Annotated in this window: 13 protein-coding genes; 9 read left to right on the top strand and 4 right to left on the bottom strand. The window is 69.1% G+C overall.

Annotation, left to right across the window (positions count from 1 at the left end; genetic code table 11):
- Nucleotides 1-72 precede the first annotated feature (72 nt).
- Nucleotides 73-834 carry a helix-turn-helix transcriptional regulator gene (locus tag AB0H52_RS27770; protein WP_357951153.1) on the bottom strand — a complete coding sequence of 254 codons (762 nt, stop codon included), beginning with the start codon at nucleotides 832-834 and terminating at the stop codon, nucleotides 73-75.
- A 334-nt stretch (nucleotides 835-1168) separates the two neighbouring features.
- On the opposite strand from AB0H52_RS27770, the gene AB0H52_RS27765 reads away from it, so the two are divergent.
- The 3 genes from AB0H52_RS27765 (at nucleotide 1169) to AB0H52_RS27755 (ending at nucleotide 2021) form a co-directional block, all read left to right on the top strand.
- Nucleotides 1169-1441 carry a DivIVA domain-containing protein gene (locus tag AB0H52_RS27765; protein ID WP_151491209.1) on the top strand — a complete coding sequence of 91 codons (273 nt, stop codon included), beginning with the start codon at nucleotides 1169-1171 and terminating at the stop codon, nucleotides 1439-1441.
- A gap of 41 nt (nucleotides 1442-1482) precedes the next feature.
- A complete protein-coding gene (locus tag AB0H52_RS27760; protein ID WP_151491220.1) occupies nucleotides 1483-1764 on the top strand; it encodes a hypothetical protein in 282 nt (93 codons plus the stop codon).
- Nucleotides 1765-1856: 92 nt separating this feature from the next.
- Complete coding sequence (locus tag AB0H52_RS27755) at nucleotides 1857-2021, top strand: hypothetical protein (protein ID WP_192580367.1); 165 nt, start codon at nucleotides 1857-1859, stop codon at nucleotides 2019-2021.
- Nucleotides 2022-2027: 6 nt separating this feature from the next.
- On the opposite strand, the gene AB0H52_RS27750 is transcribed toward AB0H52_RS27755, so the two are convergent.
- Both AB0H52_RS27750 and AB0H52_RS27745 read right to left on the bottom strand, forming a co-directional pair.
- Nucleotides 2028-2801 (bottom strand): DeoR/GlpR family DNA-binding transcription regulator, encoded by a 774-nt coding sequence (locus tag AB0H52_RS27750; protein ID WP_151491208.1) that lies wholly within the window; start codon nucleotides 2799-2801, stop codon nucleotides 2028-2030.
- 37 nt (nucleotides 2802-2838) lie between these two features.
- Nucleotides 2839-4830 carry a beta-galactosidase gene (locus AB0H52_RS27745; protein ID WP_357951148.1) on the bottom strand — a complete coding sequence of 664 codons (1992 nt, stop codon included), beginning with the start codon at nucleotides 4828-4830 and terminating at the stop codon, nucleotides 2839-2841.
- A gap of 285 nt (nucleotides 4831-5115) precedes the next feature.
- On the opposite strand from AB0H52_RS27745, the gene AB0H52_RS27740 reads away from it, so the two are divergent.
- The 5 genes from AB0H52_RS27740 to AB0H52_RS27720 all read left to right on the top strand — a co-directional run bounded on the left by AB0H52_RS27740 (nucleotide 5116) and on the right by AB0H52_RS27720 (nucleotide 11006).
- Nucleotides 5116-6441 (top strand): ABC transporter substrate-binding protein, encoded by a 1326-nt coding sequence (locus AB0H52_RS27740; RefSeq protein WP_357951145.1) that lies wholly within the window; start codon nucleotides 5116-5118, stop codon nucleotides 6439-6441.
- 21 nt (nucleotides 6442-6462) lie between these two features.
- Nucleotides 6463-7419 carry a sugar ABC transporter permease gene (locus AB0H52_RS27735; protein ID WP_278123511.1) on the top strand — a complete coding sequence of 319 codons (957 nt, stop codon included), beginning with the start codon at nucleotides 6463-6465 and terminating at the stop codon, nucleotides 7417-7419.
- A complete protein-coding gene (locus AB0H52_RS27730; protein WP_357951141.1) occupies nucleotides 7416-8297 on the top strand; it encodes a carbohydrate ABC transporter permease in 882 nt (293 codons plus the stop codon). The genes AB0H52_RS27735 and AB0H52_RS27730 overlap by 4 nt, the downstream gene beginning before the upstream one ends.
- On the top strand, nucleotides 8294-10429 hold the full coding sequence (locus tag AB0H52_RS27725) for an alpha-galactosidase (RefSeq protein WP_151491205.1): 2136 nt from the start codon (nucleotides 8294-8296) through the stop codon (nucleotides 10427-10429). Before AB0H52_RS27730 ends, AB0H52_RS27725 begins: the two co-directional genes overlap by 4 nt.
- A gap of 256 nt (nucleotides 10430-10685) precedes the next feature.
- Entirely contained in the window at nucleotides 10686-11006 is a 321-nt protein-coding gene (locus tag AB0H52_RS27720; protein WP_151491204.1) for a multidrug efflux SMR transporter, read from the top strand.
- Nucleotides 11007-11055: 49 nt separating this feature from the next.
- Here AB0H52_RS27720 and AB0H52_RS27715 read toward each other — a convergent pair whose 3' ends face one another.
- Nucleotides 11056-12417, bottom strand: coding sequence for a cellulase family glycosylhydrolase (locus AB0H52_RS27715; protein WP_357951137.1), 1362 nt, complete (start codon nucleotides 12415-12417; stop codon nucleotides 11056-11058).
- A gap of 378 nt (nucleotides 12418-12795) precedes the next feature.
- Between AB0H52_RS27715 and AB0H52_RS27710 the strand changes: the two genes are divergently transcribed.
- Nucleotides 12796-13758, top strand: coding sequence for a TIGR03557 family F420-dependent LLM class oxidoreductase (locus tag AB0H52_RS27710; protein WP_151488850.1), 963 nt, complete (start codon nucleotides 12796-12798; stop codon nucleotides 13756-13758).
- The last annotated feature ends 96 nt before the right edge of the window (nucleotides 13759-13854 follow it).

The following is a 13854-nucleotide window of genomic DNA, read 5'->3' as shown; positions in this document are numbered from 1 at the left end:
CCAAGCACGGCATGGACGCCCTCGACGTGCTCAAACAGCTGTTCACCACCGGGCCGTGGCTACCTCACACGGCTACCTCAAGCTGAATACGTACCCCAGGGTCTCGGCATAGGCGACCTCGGGATACGGCTTGGGCATCCGGAAGAGGACAAAGGAGCCGTCAAGACCGGCATGCAGGCCGACCCTCGATGGCAGTACACGGATGTCGATGTTCCGCTGCCGCATCAGCTCGGCGAGGTGTTGCAGTTGGCCGCGCATCACGTCAGGGCTTCCGACCGGTCGACGAAGAACGCCTTCGTCGATGATCGCCGTTACGCGAACGGCAGGCTCGCGAGTTAGCACACGTTGACGGTCGATCCTCAATTGCAGCCACTTGCTCACCGAGAAATCCGTTGCCTGCTCGCCCTCCGCGTTGCGGATCACTGCCTCCGCGTAGGCCGTCGTCTGCATCAGTCCCGGCATCAGGAATGCATCCCACGAGCAGATGTGCTCAGCCCTCGTCTCCAACCAGGGGAAATCGATGAAGGAGGCATCCACCAACTCGTCGTAGTCGTCGTCCCACCGATCCGTCCGCCAGGCATCTTCGGCGAGCTGAATGAAGCGGCTCCGCTCGCGTCCGTCATGCTCGCCGTAAAGATCGAGCAGCGACACGACGACCCCCCGGCGGAACGGCCACTCGGCACGCTCCCAACGGGCGATCGATGAGAAGTCCCGCTCCAGGAATTCGCCCGCCTGCTTGAGGGTGATGCCGCGCTGTTCCCGCAACTGCCGCATCTGCTGGCCGAGCCACTGTGCGCGCAATGTCTGGACGAACGATTCACGTCTGCCGAGCATGGGTCCCCTCTCATGACGTCCCTCATGACGAACTTCGTTGGTGTCGTTGCACCAATACCGAGGCCACTGGAAGCGTGGCCTGCGGGTGAGGGTGATCGCCGGCCCCCGGGGACGCCCGGTGCAAACACGGCAACCGCGGCTGTGCCAACAGCCGAGAAGGTGACGAGAGACGGCCTCGCGAGTGGCAGTCGCATACCGGCTCTCGTCGGGTCTCAACTAGAGCGTCGGGATATGCGAATCCCGGCTCCGAACCGACTTGACGAATAACTACCACGGCGAAGGGCGCCCTCGCGACCCTGACCCGCCCATCGGTCGACGACGCGTGAGGTGATGAATGACCCGAGGCACGCTCTACGACGGCACGCTGCACGGCGGCGCTCGGCTGGCCCGGCTGCACCCGAGCCAGGTCCGCGACCGGCAGTTCACCGTGGTCGGCTTCGGCCGGCGCGGGTTGGACCCCCAGGAGGTACGGCGGTTCCTGCACCGCGTCGCGCTCGACCTGGCGACGCTGCACCACGATGTGGCCCGGCTCAGCGAGGAGAACGCCCGGGTGAAGCGGGCGCTGCGCGACTGGCAGAGCGCCTGGTCCGAGCGGCGTCAACCGTGAGCCCGGGATGGGAGCACCAGTACAGCGGGCTTTTCACGCCGTTGCCCCGGTTCGCCGTCGAGGCGTACACGGAGCGGCCCTGGCATGTCATCCACCTGCCGGTGGCGGTCACCGACCTGGCCGGGGCACTGGACCTGGCGCGGACGCTCGCCCGTGCACTGGCCTCCACACCGCAGGTCGACGTGGGCGGCATCACCGTGTCGGCCGAGGACGCGCAGCACGTACGCCACTGGGTCTTCTGCGACCGGATCATGCCCGGTCGCCGCCGCTGCACCCTACCGGCCGACCACCCCGGCCCCTGCCAGCTCAACAACGACCCCTAGGCCCGCGCGCCCCGGCAAGATCCGCTCAGTTTCCGGGAAACTGCTGCCTCCAGGACGCTTGAGGGGCCAGTTTCCCTGTTCTTGTTCGGATCATGGCCCGAGTTCGGTGGCGAGAGGGCGCGCTGGCGCAGGACGATCCCATCGTCTGGGTGTCCTACGTGCCACTCCTCCCCCTTGCCCTGCTCCTGTTCACCGGGCTGTACCTGTTCGCGTTGCCGTACCTCAGCAAGCGGAGGCAAGCCGGGCGGCCGAGATGAGTGGCGTCATGGCTCCACGATGACCAACTCGCCGACCTGTTCGCCGATCGTGGTGCGCGCCTCGGGCGGCAGCCCTCGATCGGTGATCAGCACGTCGGCGGCTTCCAGTGGGGCGATGGTGGCGATGCCGATCGTCTCCCACTTGGTGTGGTCGGCCAGCACCACGAGCCGGCGGGCGGCCCCGATGAGGCAGCGGTTGACGCCGGCCTCCAGCAGGTTCGGGGTGGTGAAGCCGGTGCGTGGGCTGAGCCCGTGCACGCCGAGGAACAGCAGGTCGACGTTGAGCGCGCTGATCGCCGCCTCGGCCACCGGGCCGGTCAGCGCGTCGGACGGGGTACGGATGCCGCCGGTCAACACGACGGTCTGGTCGGCGCGCGGGTTCTGATAAAGAGCGTCGGCCACCGGGATCGAGTTGGTCACCACGGTCAGCCCGCGTACGTCGGACAGGAGCGTGGCCAGCGCGGCCGTGGTGGTGCCGGCGGACAGCGCGATGGCCATCCCCGGCTCCACCATGCGCGCCGCCCGCTCGGCGATGGCCCGCTTCTCCTCCTGCTGGCGGATCGACTTCGCGGCGAAGCCGGGCTCCTCGGCCGAACCCGGCCCGGCGAGGGTCGCGCCGCCGTGCACCTTGTCGACCAGGCCGCGTTCGGCCAGCACCTCCAGGTCACGCCGGATCGTCATGTCGGACACGCCGAACCGGCTGACCAGGTGACTCACCCGCACGCCGCCACGCTGGCGGATCAGATCGAGAATCGCGGTCTGCCGCTGCTGGGCGAGCATCTGAGGAACCTCCTTCGCGCCGTGACTGCCGTGCGGATCAGACCCGATCCTCACGGACGACCGCCACCTCACCGGCCGGCACGGTCAGCTCACCGGCACACCGCGCCCCGGTCAACAACTCGACGCCGGCCGCCGGGATTCGTACCTCCGCCTCGGTGTGGTTGATGACGAACAGCCAGGTCCTCTCACCGTCGCGCCGCCGTACCACCTCCACGCCGGAGGGCGCCGGCGCCGCCGGACGGACGCCGGCCTCGTCGACGAGCCGGGCGACCAGCCGGTCGGTGGCCGGCTCGTCCAGCCGGGTGCCGACGTACCAGGCGGCGCCCGCGCCGACCCGGTGCCGGGTCAGCGCCGGGACGCCCGGCAAGGGCCCATCGGTGTACGACGCCAGCACCTCCGCGCCGTCGGGGTGCAGCCATTCGGTCCACACGTCGGCGACGCTGCCGTCGTCGAGGCGCACCTGCTCGCCCTCGCGCAGCGGGAAGAACTCCTCGGTCCGTACGCCGAGCAGCTCGCGGAACGCGCCCGGGTAGCCGCCCAGCCGGATGTGGTCGTTCTCGTCGACGATGCCGCTGAAGTAGGTGACCGCGGCGGTGCCGCCGGCCTGCACGTACCGGTGCAGTGCCTCGGCGTCGACGTCGCGGACCAGGTAGAGGGTCGGTGCCAGAACGAGGCGGTAGCCGCTGAGGTCGGCCGACGGGTGGACGATGTCGGCGGTCACGCCGGCTCGCCACAGCGCGCCGTAGAGGGCGGCGAGCCGGTCGGTGTAGGTGACGTCGACGCTGGGGTGTGAATCCAACTCGACCCCCCACCACGCCTCCCAGTCGAACAGGATCGCGACGTCGGCGTCCACCCGGCTGCCGCGTACCTCCGCGAGGGCCTTGAGGTTCGCACCGAGCTGGCAGACCTCGCGGAAGACCTTGGTGTCCGGGCCGGCGTGCGGCACCAGCGCGGAGTGGAACTTCTCCGCGCCGGCCCGGGAGGCGCGCCACTGGAAGAACAGCACCCCGTCGGCGCCGCGGGCGACGTGCGCCAGGCTGTTGCGGCGGAGCTGCCCGGGAAGCTTCGCCACGTTGCGCGGCTGCCAGTTGACCGCGCTGGTGGAGTGCTCCATCAGCAGCCACGGGTCGCCGCCGGCGACGCCCCGGGTGTGGTCGGCGGCGAGGGCCAGGCCGAGCTGCGCCTGCGGGTCGGCGGCGGTCAGGTAGTGGTCGTTGGAGACGAGGTCCACATCGGGGGCCCAGGAGTGGTAGTCCATGTGCTTGATGTCCATGCCGACCATGAAGTTCGTGGTCACCGGCTGGCGGACCATCGTCTTCAGCAGCTCGCGTTCGGCACGCAGTTGGGCGCGCTGCTCGTCGGAGGAGAAGCGCAGGAAGTCCAGCTGCTGGGTGGGGTTGGCGATGGCCGTCACCGTGCGCGGCGGGTTGATCTCGGCCCAGTCGCCGTAGCGCTGGCTCCAGAAGGCGGTGCCCCAGGCGTCGTTGAGCCCGTCGAGGTCGCCATAGCGTTCCCGCAGCCAGCCGCGGAACGCCTCGGCGCTGACGTCGCAGTAGCAGTGCACGTTGTGGCAGCCCAGTTCGTTGGAGACGTGCCACATGACTACGGCGGGGTGATCGGCGTACCGGCCGGCGACCGCGCGTACCAGCTCCAGCGACCGCTCGCGGAACACCGGGGAGCTGGGGCAGTACGCCTGCCGGCCGCCCGGCCAGAGGATCGTGCCGTCGGCCCGGCGGGGCAGGGTCTCCGGGTGGGCGCGGGCCAGCCACGGTGGCGGGCTGGCGGTGGCGGTGGCCAGGTCGACCTGGATGCCACCGTCGTGCAGGAGGTCCAGGACCCGGTCCAGCCAACCGAACTCGAACCGGCCCGGGGTGGGCTCCAGCAGTGCCCAGGAGAAGATGCCGACGGAGACCAGGTTGACCCCGGCCCGGCGCATCAGCTCGATGTCCTCGGACCAGGTTTCCTCGGGCCACTGCTCGGGGTTGTAGTCGCCGCCGAAAAAGATGCTGTCACCCTGCCATCGCCGCATGACAGCTGAGGGTGCACCGGAGGGTCAACGGAAGTCAACAGGTTCCAACATCCAGTTCTTTTCCAACGTTTACCACGTAACAGCCGTGTCACGACTGGGTTATCGGAGGCGAACAGCCCTCTTGACAGCGGCCTGCGGAGGGGTAGCTTGAGGCCCCAATGGCCGTTCGTGTTCGCCAATGTGGATTCTCGGTGGATCCCGATGGGTGATCACGACGCTGGACCTGCCTTCACCACCCCCTGATGGCCCTTGGGCGTAGCACCTCTTCATCCGCAGGAGGCACAGATGTCCCGTCCCCGCTCCCAAGCCGAGTACCTGGCTCGGCTCGTACCGCCCTCCGTCGCCGGCATCAACCGACGCTCGTTGCTGGCCGGCGCCGCCGGCACCGGCGCGCTGCTCGGCACCGGCCTGCTCGCCGGCTGCGGCGACTCCGGATCCGGTGGGTCCACCAAGGACGTGTCACTCGGCTCGAACCAGTCCGACCCGAAGCCCAAGGACGTCGTCGCGAAGGTCACCGACGGGTTCAAGACCTCGTCCGGTGTGCAGGTCGCGGTGAACACGGTCGACCACAACACGTTCCAGGAGAACATCAACAACTACCTGCAGGGCAAGCCGGACGACGTGTTCACCTGGTTCGCCGGCTACCGGATGCGCTTCTTCGCCCAGAAGGGCCTGGCCAGCGACATCAGCGACGTGTGGGGCAAGCTCTCCGGCTACTCCGACGCGTTCAAGAAGGCGTCCACCGGTGACGACGGCAAGCAGTACTTCGTGCCGGCGTCGTACTACCCGTGGGCGGTCTTCTACCGCAAGTCGGTCTGGCAGCAGTACGGCTACCAGCCGCCGAAGACCATCACCGAGTTCACCAATCTCGGCGCACAGATGAAGAAGGACGGCCTCACCCCGATCGCGTTCGCCGACAAGGACGGCTGGCCGGCGATGGGCACCTTCGACATCCTCAACCTGCGGATCAACGGCTACCAGTTCCACGTCGACCTGACGGCCGGCAAGGAGGCCTGGACCTCCGACAAGGTCAAGAAGGTCTTCGACACCTGGGCCGGCCTGCTCCCCCTGCACCAGCCGGACAGCCTCGGGCGCACCTGGCAGGAAGCCGCGCAGTCGTTGCAGCAGAAGAAGAGCGGCATGTACCTGCTCGGTCTCTTCGTCGGCCAGCAGTTCACCAACGAGGAGCAGGACGACCTCGACTTCTTCACCTTCCCCGAGATCGACCCGTCGATCGGCGCCAAGGCGCTCGACGCGCCGATCGACGGCTACATGATGGCCCGCAAGCCCAAGAACGAGGACAACGCCCGCAAGCTGCTGGAGTACTTCGGTGGCAAGGACGCCGCGAACATCACCGTGAAGAACGACCCGGCCACCCTGGTCGCCAACACCGGCGCCGACGTCAGCGGCTACACCGCGCTGCAGAAGAAGGCCGCCGAGCTGGTCGGGTCGGCCACCGAGATCGCCCAGTTCCTCGACCGGGACACCCGGCCGGACTTCGCCTCCACGGTGATCATCCCGGCGCTCCAGCAGTTCATCAAGGACCCCAAGGACATCGGCGGGCTCACCACGTCCATCGAGAACCAGAAGAAGTCGATCTTCACCGACTGACGGCGGAAGGGGGAGGACATCGTGTCCGACCTGCCCCTGATCCAAGCGGATCGCGCCGTGCCGCCGCCGGCCGCGACCACCTCCACGGGTGGTCGTCGCCGGCGGCTACGGCTCCTGTCCCGCACCGACCGCGTGGTCATCACGCTGATGGTGCTCGTCCCGTTGCTGCTCGTCACCGGATTCGTCTGGCTGCCGGCGGCGGCCACCGTGCTGCTCTCCGGCACCAACTGGGACGGCATCGGCCCACTCAACGAGATCGAGTTCGTCGGCGCGCGCAACTACAGCGACGTGGTGAACATCTACCCGCCGTTCGTGCCGGCGATCCAGCACAACCTGCTCTGGCTGGCGGTGCTGTTCGTGGTCGCCACGCCGTTCGGCATGTTCCTGGCCGTGCTGCTCGACAAGGAGCTGCGCGGCAGCCGCTTCTACCAGACGGCGCTCTACCTGCCGGTGGTGCTCTCGCTGGCGCTCATCGGCTTCGTCTGGCAGCTGCTCTACTCCCGCGACCAGGGCCTGATCAACGCCGTCTTCGGCAGCAACATCGACTGGTACGGCGACTCGAGCGTCAACATCTGGGCGGTCATGATCGCCTCCGGTTGGCGGCACGTCGGCTACATCATGCTGCTCTACCTGGCCGGGCTGAAGGGCGTCGACCCGTCCCTGCGGGAGGCCGCGGCGGTCGACGGCGCCTCGGAGAGCCGGACGTTCTTCCGGGTCGTCTTCCCGGTGCTGCGGCCGATCAACATCATCGTGCTGGTGGTGACGGTGATCGAGTCGCTGCGCGCGTTCGACCTGGTCTGGGTGGTGAACAAGGGCCGCAACGGGCTGGAGCTGATCTCCGCGCTGGTCACCCAGAACGTGGTGGGTGAGGCGAGCCGGATCGGCTTCGGCTCGGCACTGGCGACGATCATGTTGGTCGTCTCGCTGGTCTTCATCACCCTCTACCTGGCGACCGTGATGAGGGAGAACCGGCAATGAGCACCGACATCCCGGTCCGCCGCCGCACGCTCACCCCACTGCGGCTGCTGCTGCACGGCTTCCTCATCGTCGTCTCACTCGCCTGGCTCTTCCCGATCGCCTGGGCGGTGCTGACCTCACTGCGCTCGTACGAGTACACCGCCGCCAACGGCTACGTCTCGTTCGGCGGCTGGACCTTCGACAACTACGTCACCGCCTGGCGGACGGCGGAGTTCGGCAAGCACCTCCTCAACTCGGTGTACATCACCGTGCCGGCGGTGCTGCTGACGCTCTTCCTCGCCTCCTGCGTGGCGTTCGTCATCGCCCGGTTCAGCTGGAAGCTCAACCTCGTCCTGCTCGGGATCTTCACGGCGGCCAACCTGCTGCCCCAGCAGGCGCTGCTCATCCCCCTGTTCCGGGTGTTCACCGAGGTGCCGCTGCCGGAGTTCATGAGCGACTCGGAGCTGCTCTACGACAGCTACTGGGGCCTGATCCTGATCAACGTGGCCTTCCAGTGCGGTTTCTGCGTCTTCGTGCTCAGCAACTACATGAAGGCGCTGCCCCGCGACCTGTACGAGGCGGCGATGGTCGACGGGGCGAGCATCTGGCGGCAGTACTGGCAGGTCACCATGCCGCTGTGCCGGCCGGCCCTGGCCGCGCTGGCGACGCTGGAGGTGACCTGGATCTACAACGAGTTCTTCTGGGCCACCGTCCTGATGCGTACCGGGGACAAGTTCCCGGTGACCAGCTCGCTCAACAACCTGCGCGGTGAGTTCTTCACCGACAACAACCTGGTCTCGGCGGGCAGCGTGCTCGTCGCGATCCCCACCCTGGTGATCTTCTTTATGCTCCAGCGGCACTTCGTTCGGGGCCTGACCTTGGGAGCCTCAAAGGGATGACGATCCTGCACCTGCGCCGCGCGCGGACCAGCCTGGTGCTCGACGCGCGCGGCCCGGGGCTGCCCCGGGTCGTGCACTGGGGCGGCGACGTCGGCAACCTCGACGACGACGGCCTGCGCCACCTCGTCGACGCCACCGTGCCACCGGTGGTGCCGAGCAGCTTCGACGAGCCGACCGTGCTGTCCCTGCTGCCGGAACTCAGTGCCGGCTGGAGCGGCCGTCCCGGGCTCGCCGGACACCGCGACGGGCGGGACTGGTCCACCGCGTTCCGGCTGGACGGTCTCGACGTCGACCAGCCCGCCGACACTGCGGCGCTGGTGACCGTACGGGCGTCGGACCCGGCCGCCGGGCTGGCCCTGACCATCGAGATCGCCCTGGACCCGTACGGCCTGCTGACCATCCGGCACCGGTTGCGCAACGACGGCGACAGCGCGTACGAGCTGCGGGAGTTGACGCCGGTGCTGCCGGTGCCGGCGGTCGCCACCGAACTGCTCGACCTGACCGGGCGCTGGTGTCGGGAACGCTCCCCGCAGCGGCACCCGTGGCAGCAGGGCGCCTGGGTCCGCGAGGGCCGGCACGGACGTACCGGACACGACGCCACCCTGCTGCTGGTCGCCGGCACGGCCGGGTTCGGTTTCGGCCACGGCGAGGTCTGGGCGGTGCACACCGCCTGGAGCGGCGACCACGTCACGTTCGCCGAGCGCCGCCCGACCGGCGAGTCCACCCTCGGCGGTGGCGAGCTGCTGGCACCCGGTGAGGTCCGGCTCGGCCCCGGCGAGTCGTACGAGACTCCCCTGCTCTACGCCGTCTGGTCCGACGACGGGCTGGACGGGCTCAGCGACGTACTCCACTCCCACCTGCGGGCCCGGCCCGGCCACCCGCGTTCCCCCCGCCCGGTAACCCTCAACGTGTGGGAGGCCGTCTACTTCGACCACGACCTGGACCGGTTGCGGGCACTCGCCGACCGGGCCGCGCAGATCGGCGTGGAACGGTTCGTCCTCGACGACGGCTGGTTCCGCGGCCGGCGCGACGACACCGCCGGGCTCGGCGACTGGTACGTCGACGAGAGCGTCTGGCCGGACGGCCTGCAACCGCTCATCGACCACGTCACCGGCCGGGGCCTTCAGTTCGGTCTCTGGGTGGAGCCGGAGATGGTCAACCCCGACTCCGACCTGTTCCGCGCACACCCCGACTGGCTGCTCGCCGTACCGGGCCGGCTGCCACCGGCCTGGCGCAACCAGCAGGTGCTCGACCTGGGCCGCCCCGAGGCGTACGACCACCTGCTGGAACGGCTCGACGCCCTGCTCAGCGACCATCCCGGCATCAGCTACCTCAAGTGGGACCAGAACCGGGACCTCACCGAGGCCGGGCACCACGGCCGCCCCGGGGTGCACGGGCAGACCCTGGCGGTCTACCGCCTGTTCGACGAGCTGCGCCGGCGCCACCCGGGCGTGGAGATCGAGAGCTGCTCGTCCGGGGGCGCCCGGGTGGACCTGGCCATCCTGGCCCGCACCGACCGGGTCTGGGCCAGCGACTGCAACGACGCCCTGGAACGGCTCAGCATCCAACGCTGGACCGGGCTGCTGCTGCCACCGGAGCTGGTCGGCACGCACATCGGTCCGGAGCGCTCGCACACCACGAACCGCGTACACGACCTGGGTTTCCGGGCGGCCACCGCGTTGTTCGGCCACCACGGCATCGAGTGGGACATCGCGTCGATCAGCGCCGCCGAGCAGACCGAACTGGCCGCCTGGGTGGCGCTGCACAAGCGGCTGCGTCCGCTGCTGCACGCCGGGCGGGTGGTCCGGGTCGACCATCCGGACCCGGCCGTCTGGGCGCACGGCGTGGTCGCGGGCGACGCAACCCGAGCGGTGTACGCGGTGGCGCGGCTGGCCACGTCGGTGACGCAGACCCCGGGCGCGGTACGACTGCCCGGCCTCGACCCGGCCCGGCGTTACCGGGTACGGCCGGTGGCGGACGTGCCGGTGCCGGCGACCATCGACCGGTCCGCGCCGACCTGGCTGGCTGCCGGCGTCACGCTCACCGGGGCGGCGCTGGCCCGGCTGGGCGTGCAGCTGCCCGCCTTGCACCCGGAGCAGAGCCTGGTCCTGGAGGTCACCGCGATCGGCTGAGAATTTTTTCGGCCGGGGTCCGGGGTAGGTGTGCGGGCTGCCTTTGACGTTGATGCCGTAGACGAATCACCCACTACGCGCCCCCGTGAGGGCCTAGGCCGGGACGGATCCGATTCGTTTGCGGCATCAACTCCACAGGGGCCGGATGACACACGTCGGGCCTGCGCGGACGGTTCGCCGTGGTGCGGGTCGGCTTCGGGCGACGGCACTAGCCTGGGCACCGACGGTTTCACCGACCACGAAGGCCGAGGGGCGTATGGCGTACGTGCTGCTGGGGATCGCCATCGTCGCCGAGGTGCTGGCGACCAGCCTGATCAAGAGCACCGCCGGGTTCACCCGCCTCTGGCCGACGCTGGGATGCCTCACCGGCTACGCGTTGGCGTTCCTCCTGCTGGCCCAGGCCGTCAAGGAGATACCGGTCGGTGTCGCGTACGCCCTCTGGTCGGGTCTGGGCACCGCCGCGATCGTCGCGATCGGGGCGGTGTTCCTGGGCGAGTCGGTCGGGCTGGTGAAACTCACCGGCATCGCGTTGATCATTGCTGGGGTGGTCATCGTGAACCTGGTCGGAGAACACTGAACGACGGCAGGCGCTGGTGGCCGGGTGTGCCCGGCCACCAACCCGTCGTTCAGCTCGGGGTGCAGCTCACCTCCGGCTTGGTGTTGCTGCCGGTCCAGCCGCCGATGAAGCCGAAGCTGACACTGGCTCCGGCCGCGAGTCGGCCGTTGTAGTCCACGTTGCGCGCGGTCACCGCGGCTCCGCTGCTGGTCAGCGTCGCGTTCCAGGACTGGCTGACGCTCTGGCCGTTGGCGAAGGTCCACCGCGCGGTCCAGCCCGTGATGGCGCTGGCGCCGGCGGTCACCCGCACCTCACCCTGGAAGCCGCCCTGCCACTGGTTGACCACCGTGTACGCCGCCGTGCAGCCACCCGTGGGTGGAGGCGTGGTGGGTGGAGGCGTGGTGGGTGGAGGCGTCGTGGGCGGGGGCGTGGTGGGCGGCGGGGTGCCGCCGAAGACGCTGGCCTCCCGGGCGGTCTGCCGGATGCCGTTGGCGCCGTTGAAGAGCCGCTGACCCCAGGTGGTCAGGCTGGCCGGGTTGAAGGAGGTGGCCAGGTCGAGATACTCGACGCCGCCGCCGTTGCCGCTCCACGACCAGCCCAGCCAGCCGATCCCGTTGGCCTGGCTGTAGGCGAGGATGGTGTCCTCGTCCGGGTCGCCGTCGGAGTGGTTGAAACCGAACTCACCGACCACGATGGGCAGCCTCGCGGCACGGAAGCGGCCCAAATAATCGCTGATCTCCGCGGCGGTGTCGAACACCCCGTACATGTGGATGGAGAAGACCGTGTTGCGGGCCGGATCGGCGGCGAAGACCGAGGCGGCGTTGTCGCGCATCGTGAACGACCAATCCTGACCCCAGTTGGGCGCATCCACCATGATCGTGTGTGTCAGCCCGGCGGTGCGCAGCCGTTTGATCGCGGCGGAGTTGTCGGTGGTCCACGTACCGTAGTTCTGGTTGCCGTACGGCTCGTTGCCGATGTTGACGATGACGTACTTCTCCTGGCCGGCGAGGACGTCGGCCAGACTGATCCAGTAGTCGACCGCCCGGGCGAGGGTGATCGCGCCGCTCTGCTCGCCGTACCCCGTGGTGTCGTGCACCTCGAGCACGCAGATCAACCGGTTGGCCTTGCACAGCGAGATGACGTTCGCGACGTCGGCGTTGGTGTTGCGGGTCCACCGGTCGCCGCTGGAGAGCACCACCCGTACGGTGTTCGCGCCGAGCGCCTTCACGTCGGCGAACGAGCCGGTCTGCTGCGGATACCAGGTGTGCGCGTGGTTGACCCCGCGCATGATGAATTCGGTGCCGTTGGCGTCGTACAACCTGCCGTCGGCGACGGTGAAACCAGCCGCGGCGCGCGCCGGCTGGCCGAACGCCAGCACCGCGACGAGCAGCGCGAGCAGCGCCGCGCCAGCGGCGGAAAGACGAGTCTTCATGGCCTTCCTCAGGGAGGACCCCCGGTGCCCGACAGGGGTGGGACGTGACAGGGGAAGGACGGCTGCAGCCCGGCAGCCGCCACCCGGCTCCCGATGGCGCAGGCATCAGCGTAGGACGATGGATTGATCGGCGCAACCGGTTCAGTGGCTGCACGGGGGCCGCAGACAGCCGTGACGGCCCACGCGAACGCGGGCCGTCACGGGGCGGTCATCCCCACCACAGGATGTGCGCCACAACCGGGTCTTAACCGGTTAAGAGCGACGGTAGGCAGGTCGCCGTCATCCGTCAAGCACCGCCGGCCGCGAACCGGACGGGAGGGTTGACGGCGGCCAGCCTGGGTATCTCGGGAACGATCCGTCGGTGGAAGGGAAACCAGGATGGTCAGCGTCGGCTACACCCTGATGTGCGAACAGGCCGGTCCCAAGCAGTTGGTCGACCACGCGGTCCGGGCCGAGGCGGCCGGCTTCGACCAGCTGGTGATGTCCGACCACTACTACCCCTGGCTGGACTCCCAGGGCCACTCCCCGTACGCCTGGTCGGTGCTCGGCGCGGTCGCGCACGCCACCTCCGGCGCCGAGCTGATGTCGTTCGTGACCTGCCCGATCCGCCGCTACCACCCGGCCGTGGTCGCGCAGAAGGCCAGCACGGTCGGGGCGCTCTCCGACGGCCGCTTCACCCTCGGCCTCGGCGCGGGTGAGAACCTCAACGAGCACGTCGTCGGCGGCTGGCCGCACGTGCAGCAGCGGCACGAGATGTTCGAGGAGGCGTTGCAGATCATCCGGCCGCTGCTCAACGGCGAGACGTTGACCTTCTCCGGCAACCACTTCGACGTGCCCGACGCCTACGTCTGGGACCGCCCCGAGCGGCCGGTGCCGATGGCCGTCGCGGCTTCCGGTCGGCAGTCCGCGACGCTGGCCGCCGAGTACGGCAACGGCATCATCTCCACCGAGCCCGACCGACGCATCATCGAGATGTACGACGACGCCGGTGGCGCTGGTCAACCCCGCTACGGCCAGGTGGCCATCTGCTACGGCCCGGACGAGGCGGAGTGCCGCAAGATCGTGCACGACCAGTTCCGCTGGTTCGGGCTGGGCTGGAAGGTCAACGCCGACCTGCCCGGCCCGGAGTCCTTTGCCGCCGCCACCCAGTTCGTTCGCGAGGACGACGTCGCCGAGGGCATCCCCTGCGGCCCGGACGTGGACGCGCACGTCGAGGCGTTCCGCAGGTTCGTCGACGCCGGCTTCACCCACGTGGCGATCGTCCAGGTCGGTGGGGAGACCCAGCCGATGTTCCTGGACTGGGCGCAGGAGCAACTGCTGCCCCGGCTGCGGCAACTGTGAACGCACTCACGGACAGGTGAACGTCATGCGCTTCGGCAACACGGAGATCCGCCCGCTCGGCGGTGGCCTCGGCTGCCTCCTGATGATCCTCTTCTC

Source organism: Micromonospora sp. NPDC050695 (assembly GCF_040654415.1).
In the GTDB taxonomy this organism is placed as follows: Bacteria; Actinomycetota; Actinomycetes; order Mycobacteriales; family Micromonosporaceae; genus Micromonospora.
This window is presented reverse-complemented; position numbering and strand designations above follow the sequence as displayed.

Bases quoted from the DNA above. Each gene is read 5' to 3' on its own strand.
- AB0H52_RS27770 (WP_357951153.1), bottom strand. From the start codon at position 834: ATGCTCGGCAGACGTGAATCGTTCGTCCAGACATTGCGCGCACAGTGG.
- AB0H52_RS27765 (WP_151491209.1), top strand. From the start codon at position 1,169: ATGACCCGAGGCACGCTCTACGACGGCACGCTGCACGGCGGCGCTCGG.
- AB0H52_RS27755 (WP_192580367.1), top strand. From the start codon at position 1,857: ATGGCCCGAGTTCGGTGGCGAGAGGGCGCGCTGGCGCAGGACGATCCC.
- AB0H52_RS27750 (WP_151491208.1), bottom strand. From the start codon at position 2,801: ATGCTCGCCCAGCAGCGGCAGACCGCGATTCTCGATCTGATCCGCCAG.
- AB0H52_RS27745 (WP_357951148.1), bottom strand. From the start codon at position 4,830: ATGCGGCGATGGCAGGGTGACAGCATCTTTTTCGGCGGCGACTACAAC.
- AB0H52_RS27740 (WP_357951145.1), top strand. From the start codon at position 5,116: ATGTCCCGTCCCCGCTCCCAAGCCGAGTACCTGGCTCGGCTCGTACCG.
- AB0H52_RS27730 (WP_357951141.1), top strand. From the start codon at position 7,416: ATGAGCACCGACATCCCGGTCCGCCGCCGCACGCTCACCCCACTGCGG.
- AB0H52_RS27725 (WP_151491205.1), top strand. From the start codon at position 8,294: ATGACGATCCTGCACCTGCGCCGCGCGCGGACCAGCCTGGTGCTCGAC.
- AB0H52_RS27720 (WP_151491204.1), top strand. From the start codon at position 10,686: ATGGCGTACGTGCTGCTGGGGATCGCCATCGTCGCCGAGGTGCTGGCG.
- AB0H52_RS27715 (WP_357951137.1), bottom strand. From the start codon at position 12,417: ATGAAGACTCGTCTTTCCGCCGCTGGCGCGGCGCTGCTCGCGCTGCTC.
- AB0H52_RS27710 (WP_151488850.1), top strand. From the start codon at position 12,796: ATGGTCAGCGTCGGCTACACCCTGATGTGCGAACAGGCCGGTCCCAAG.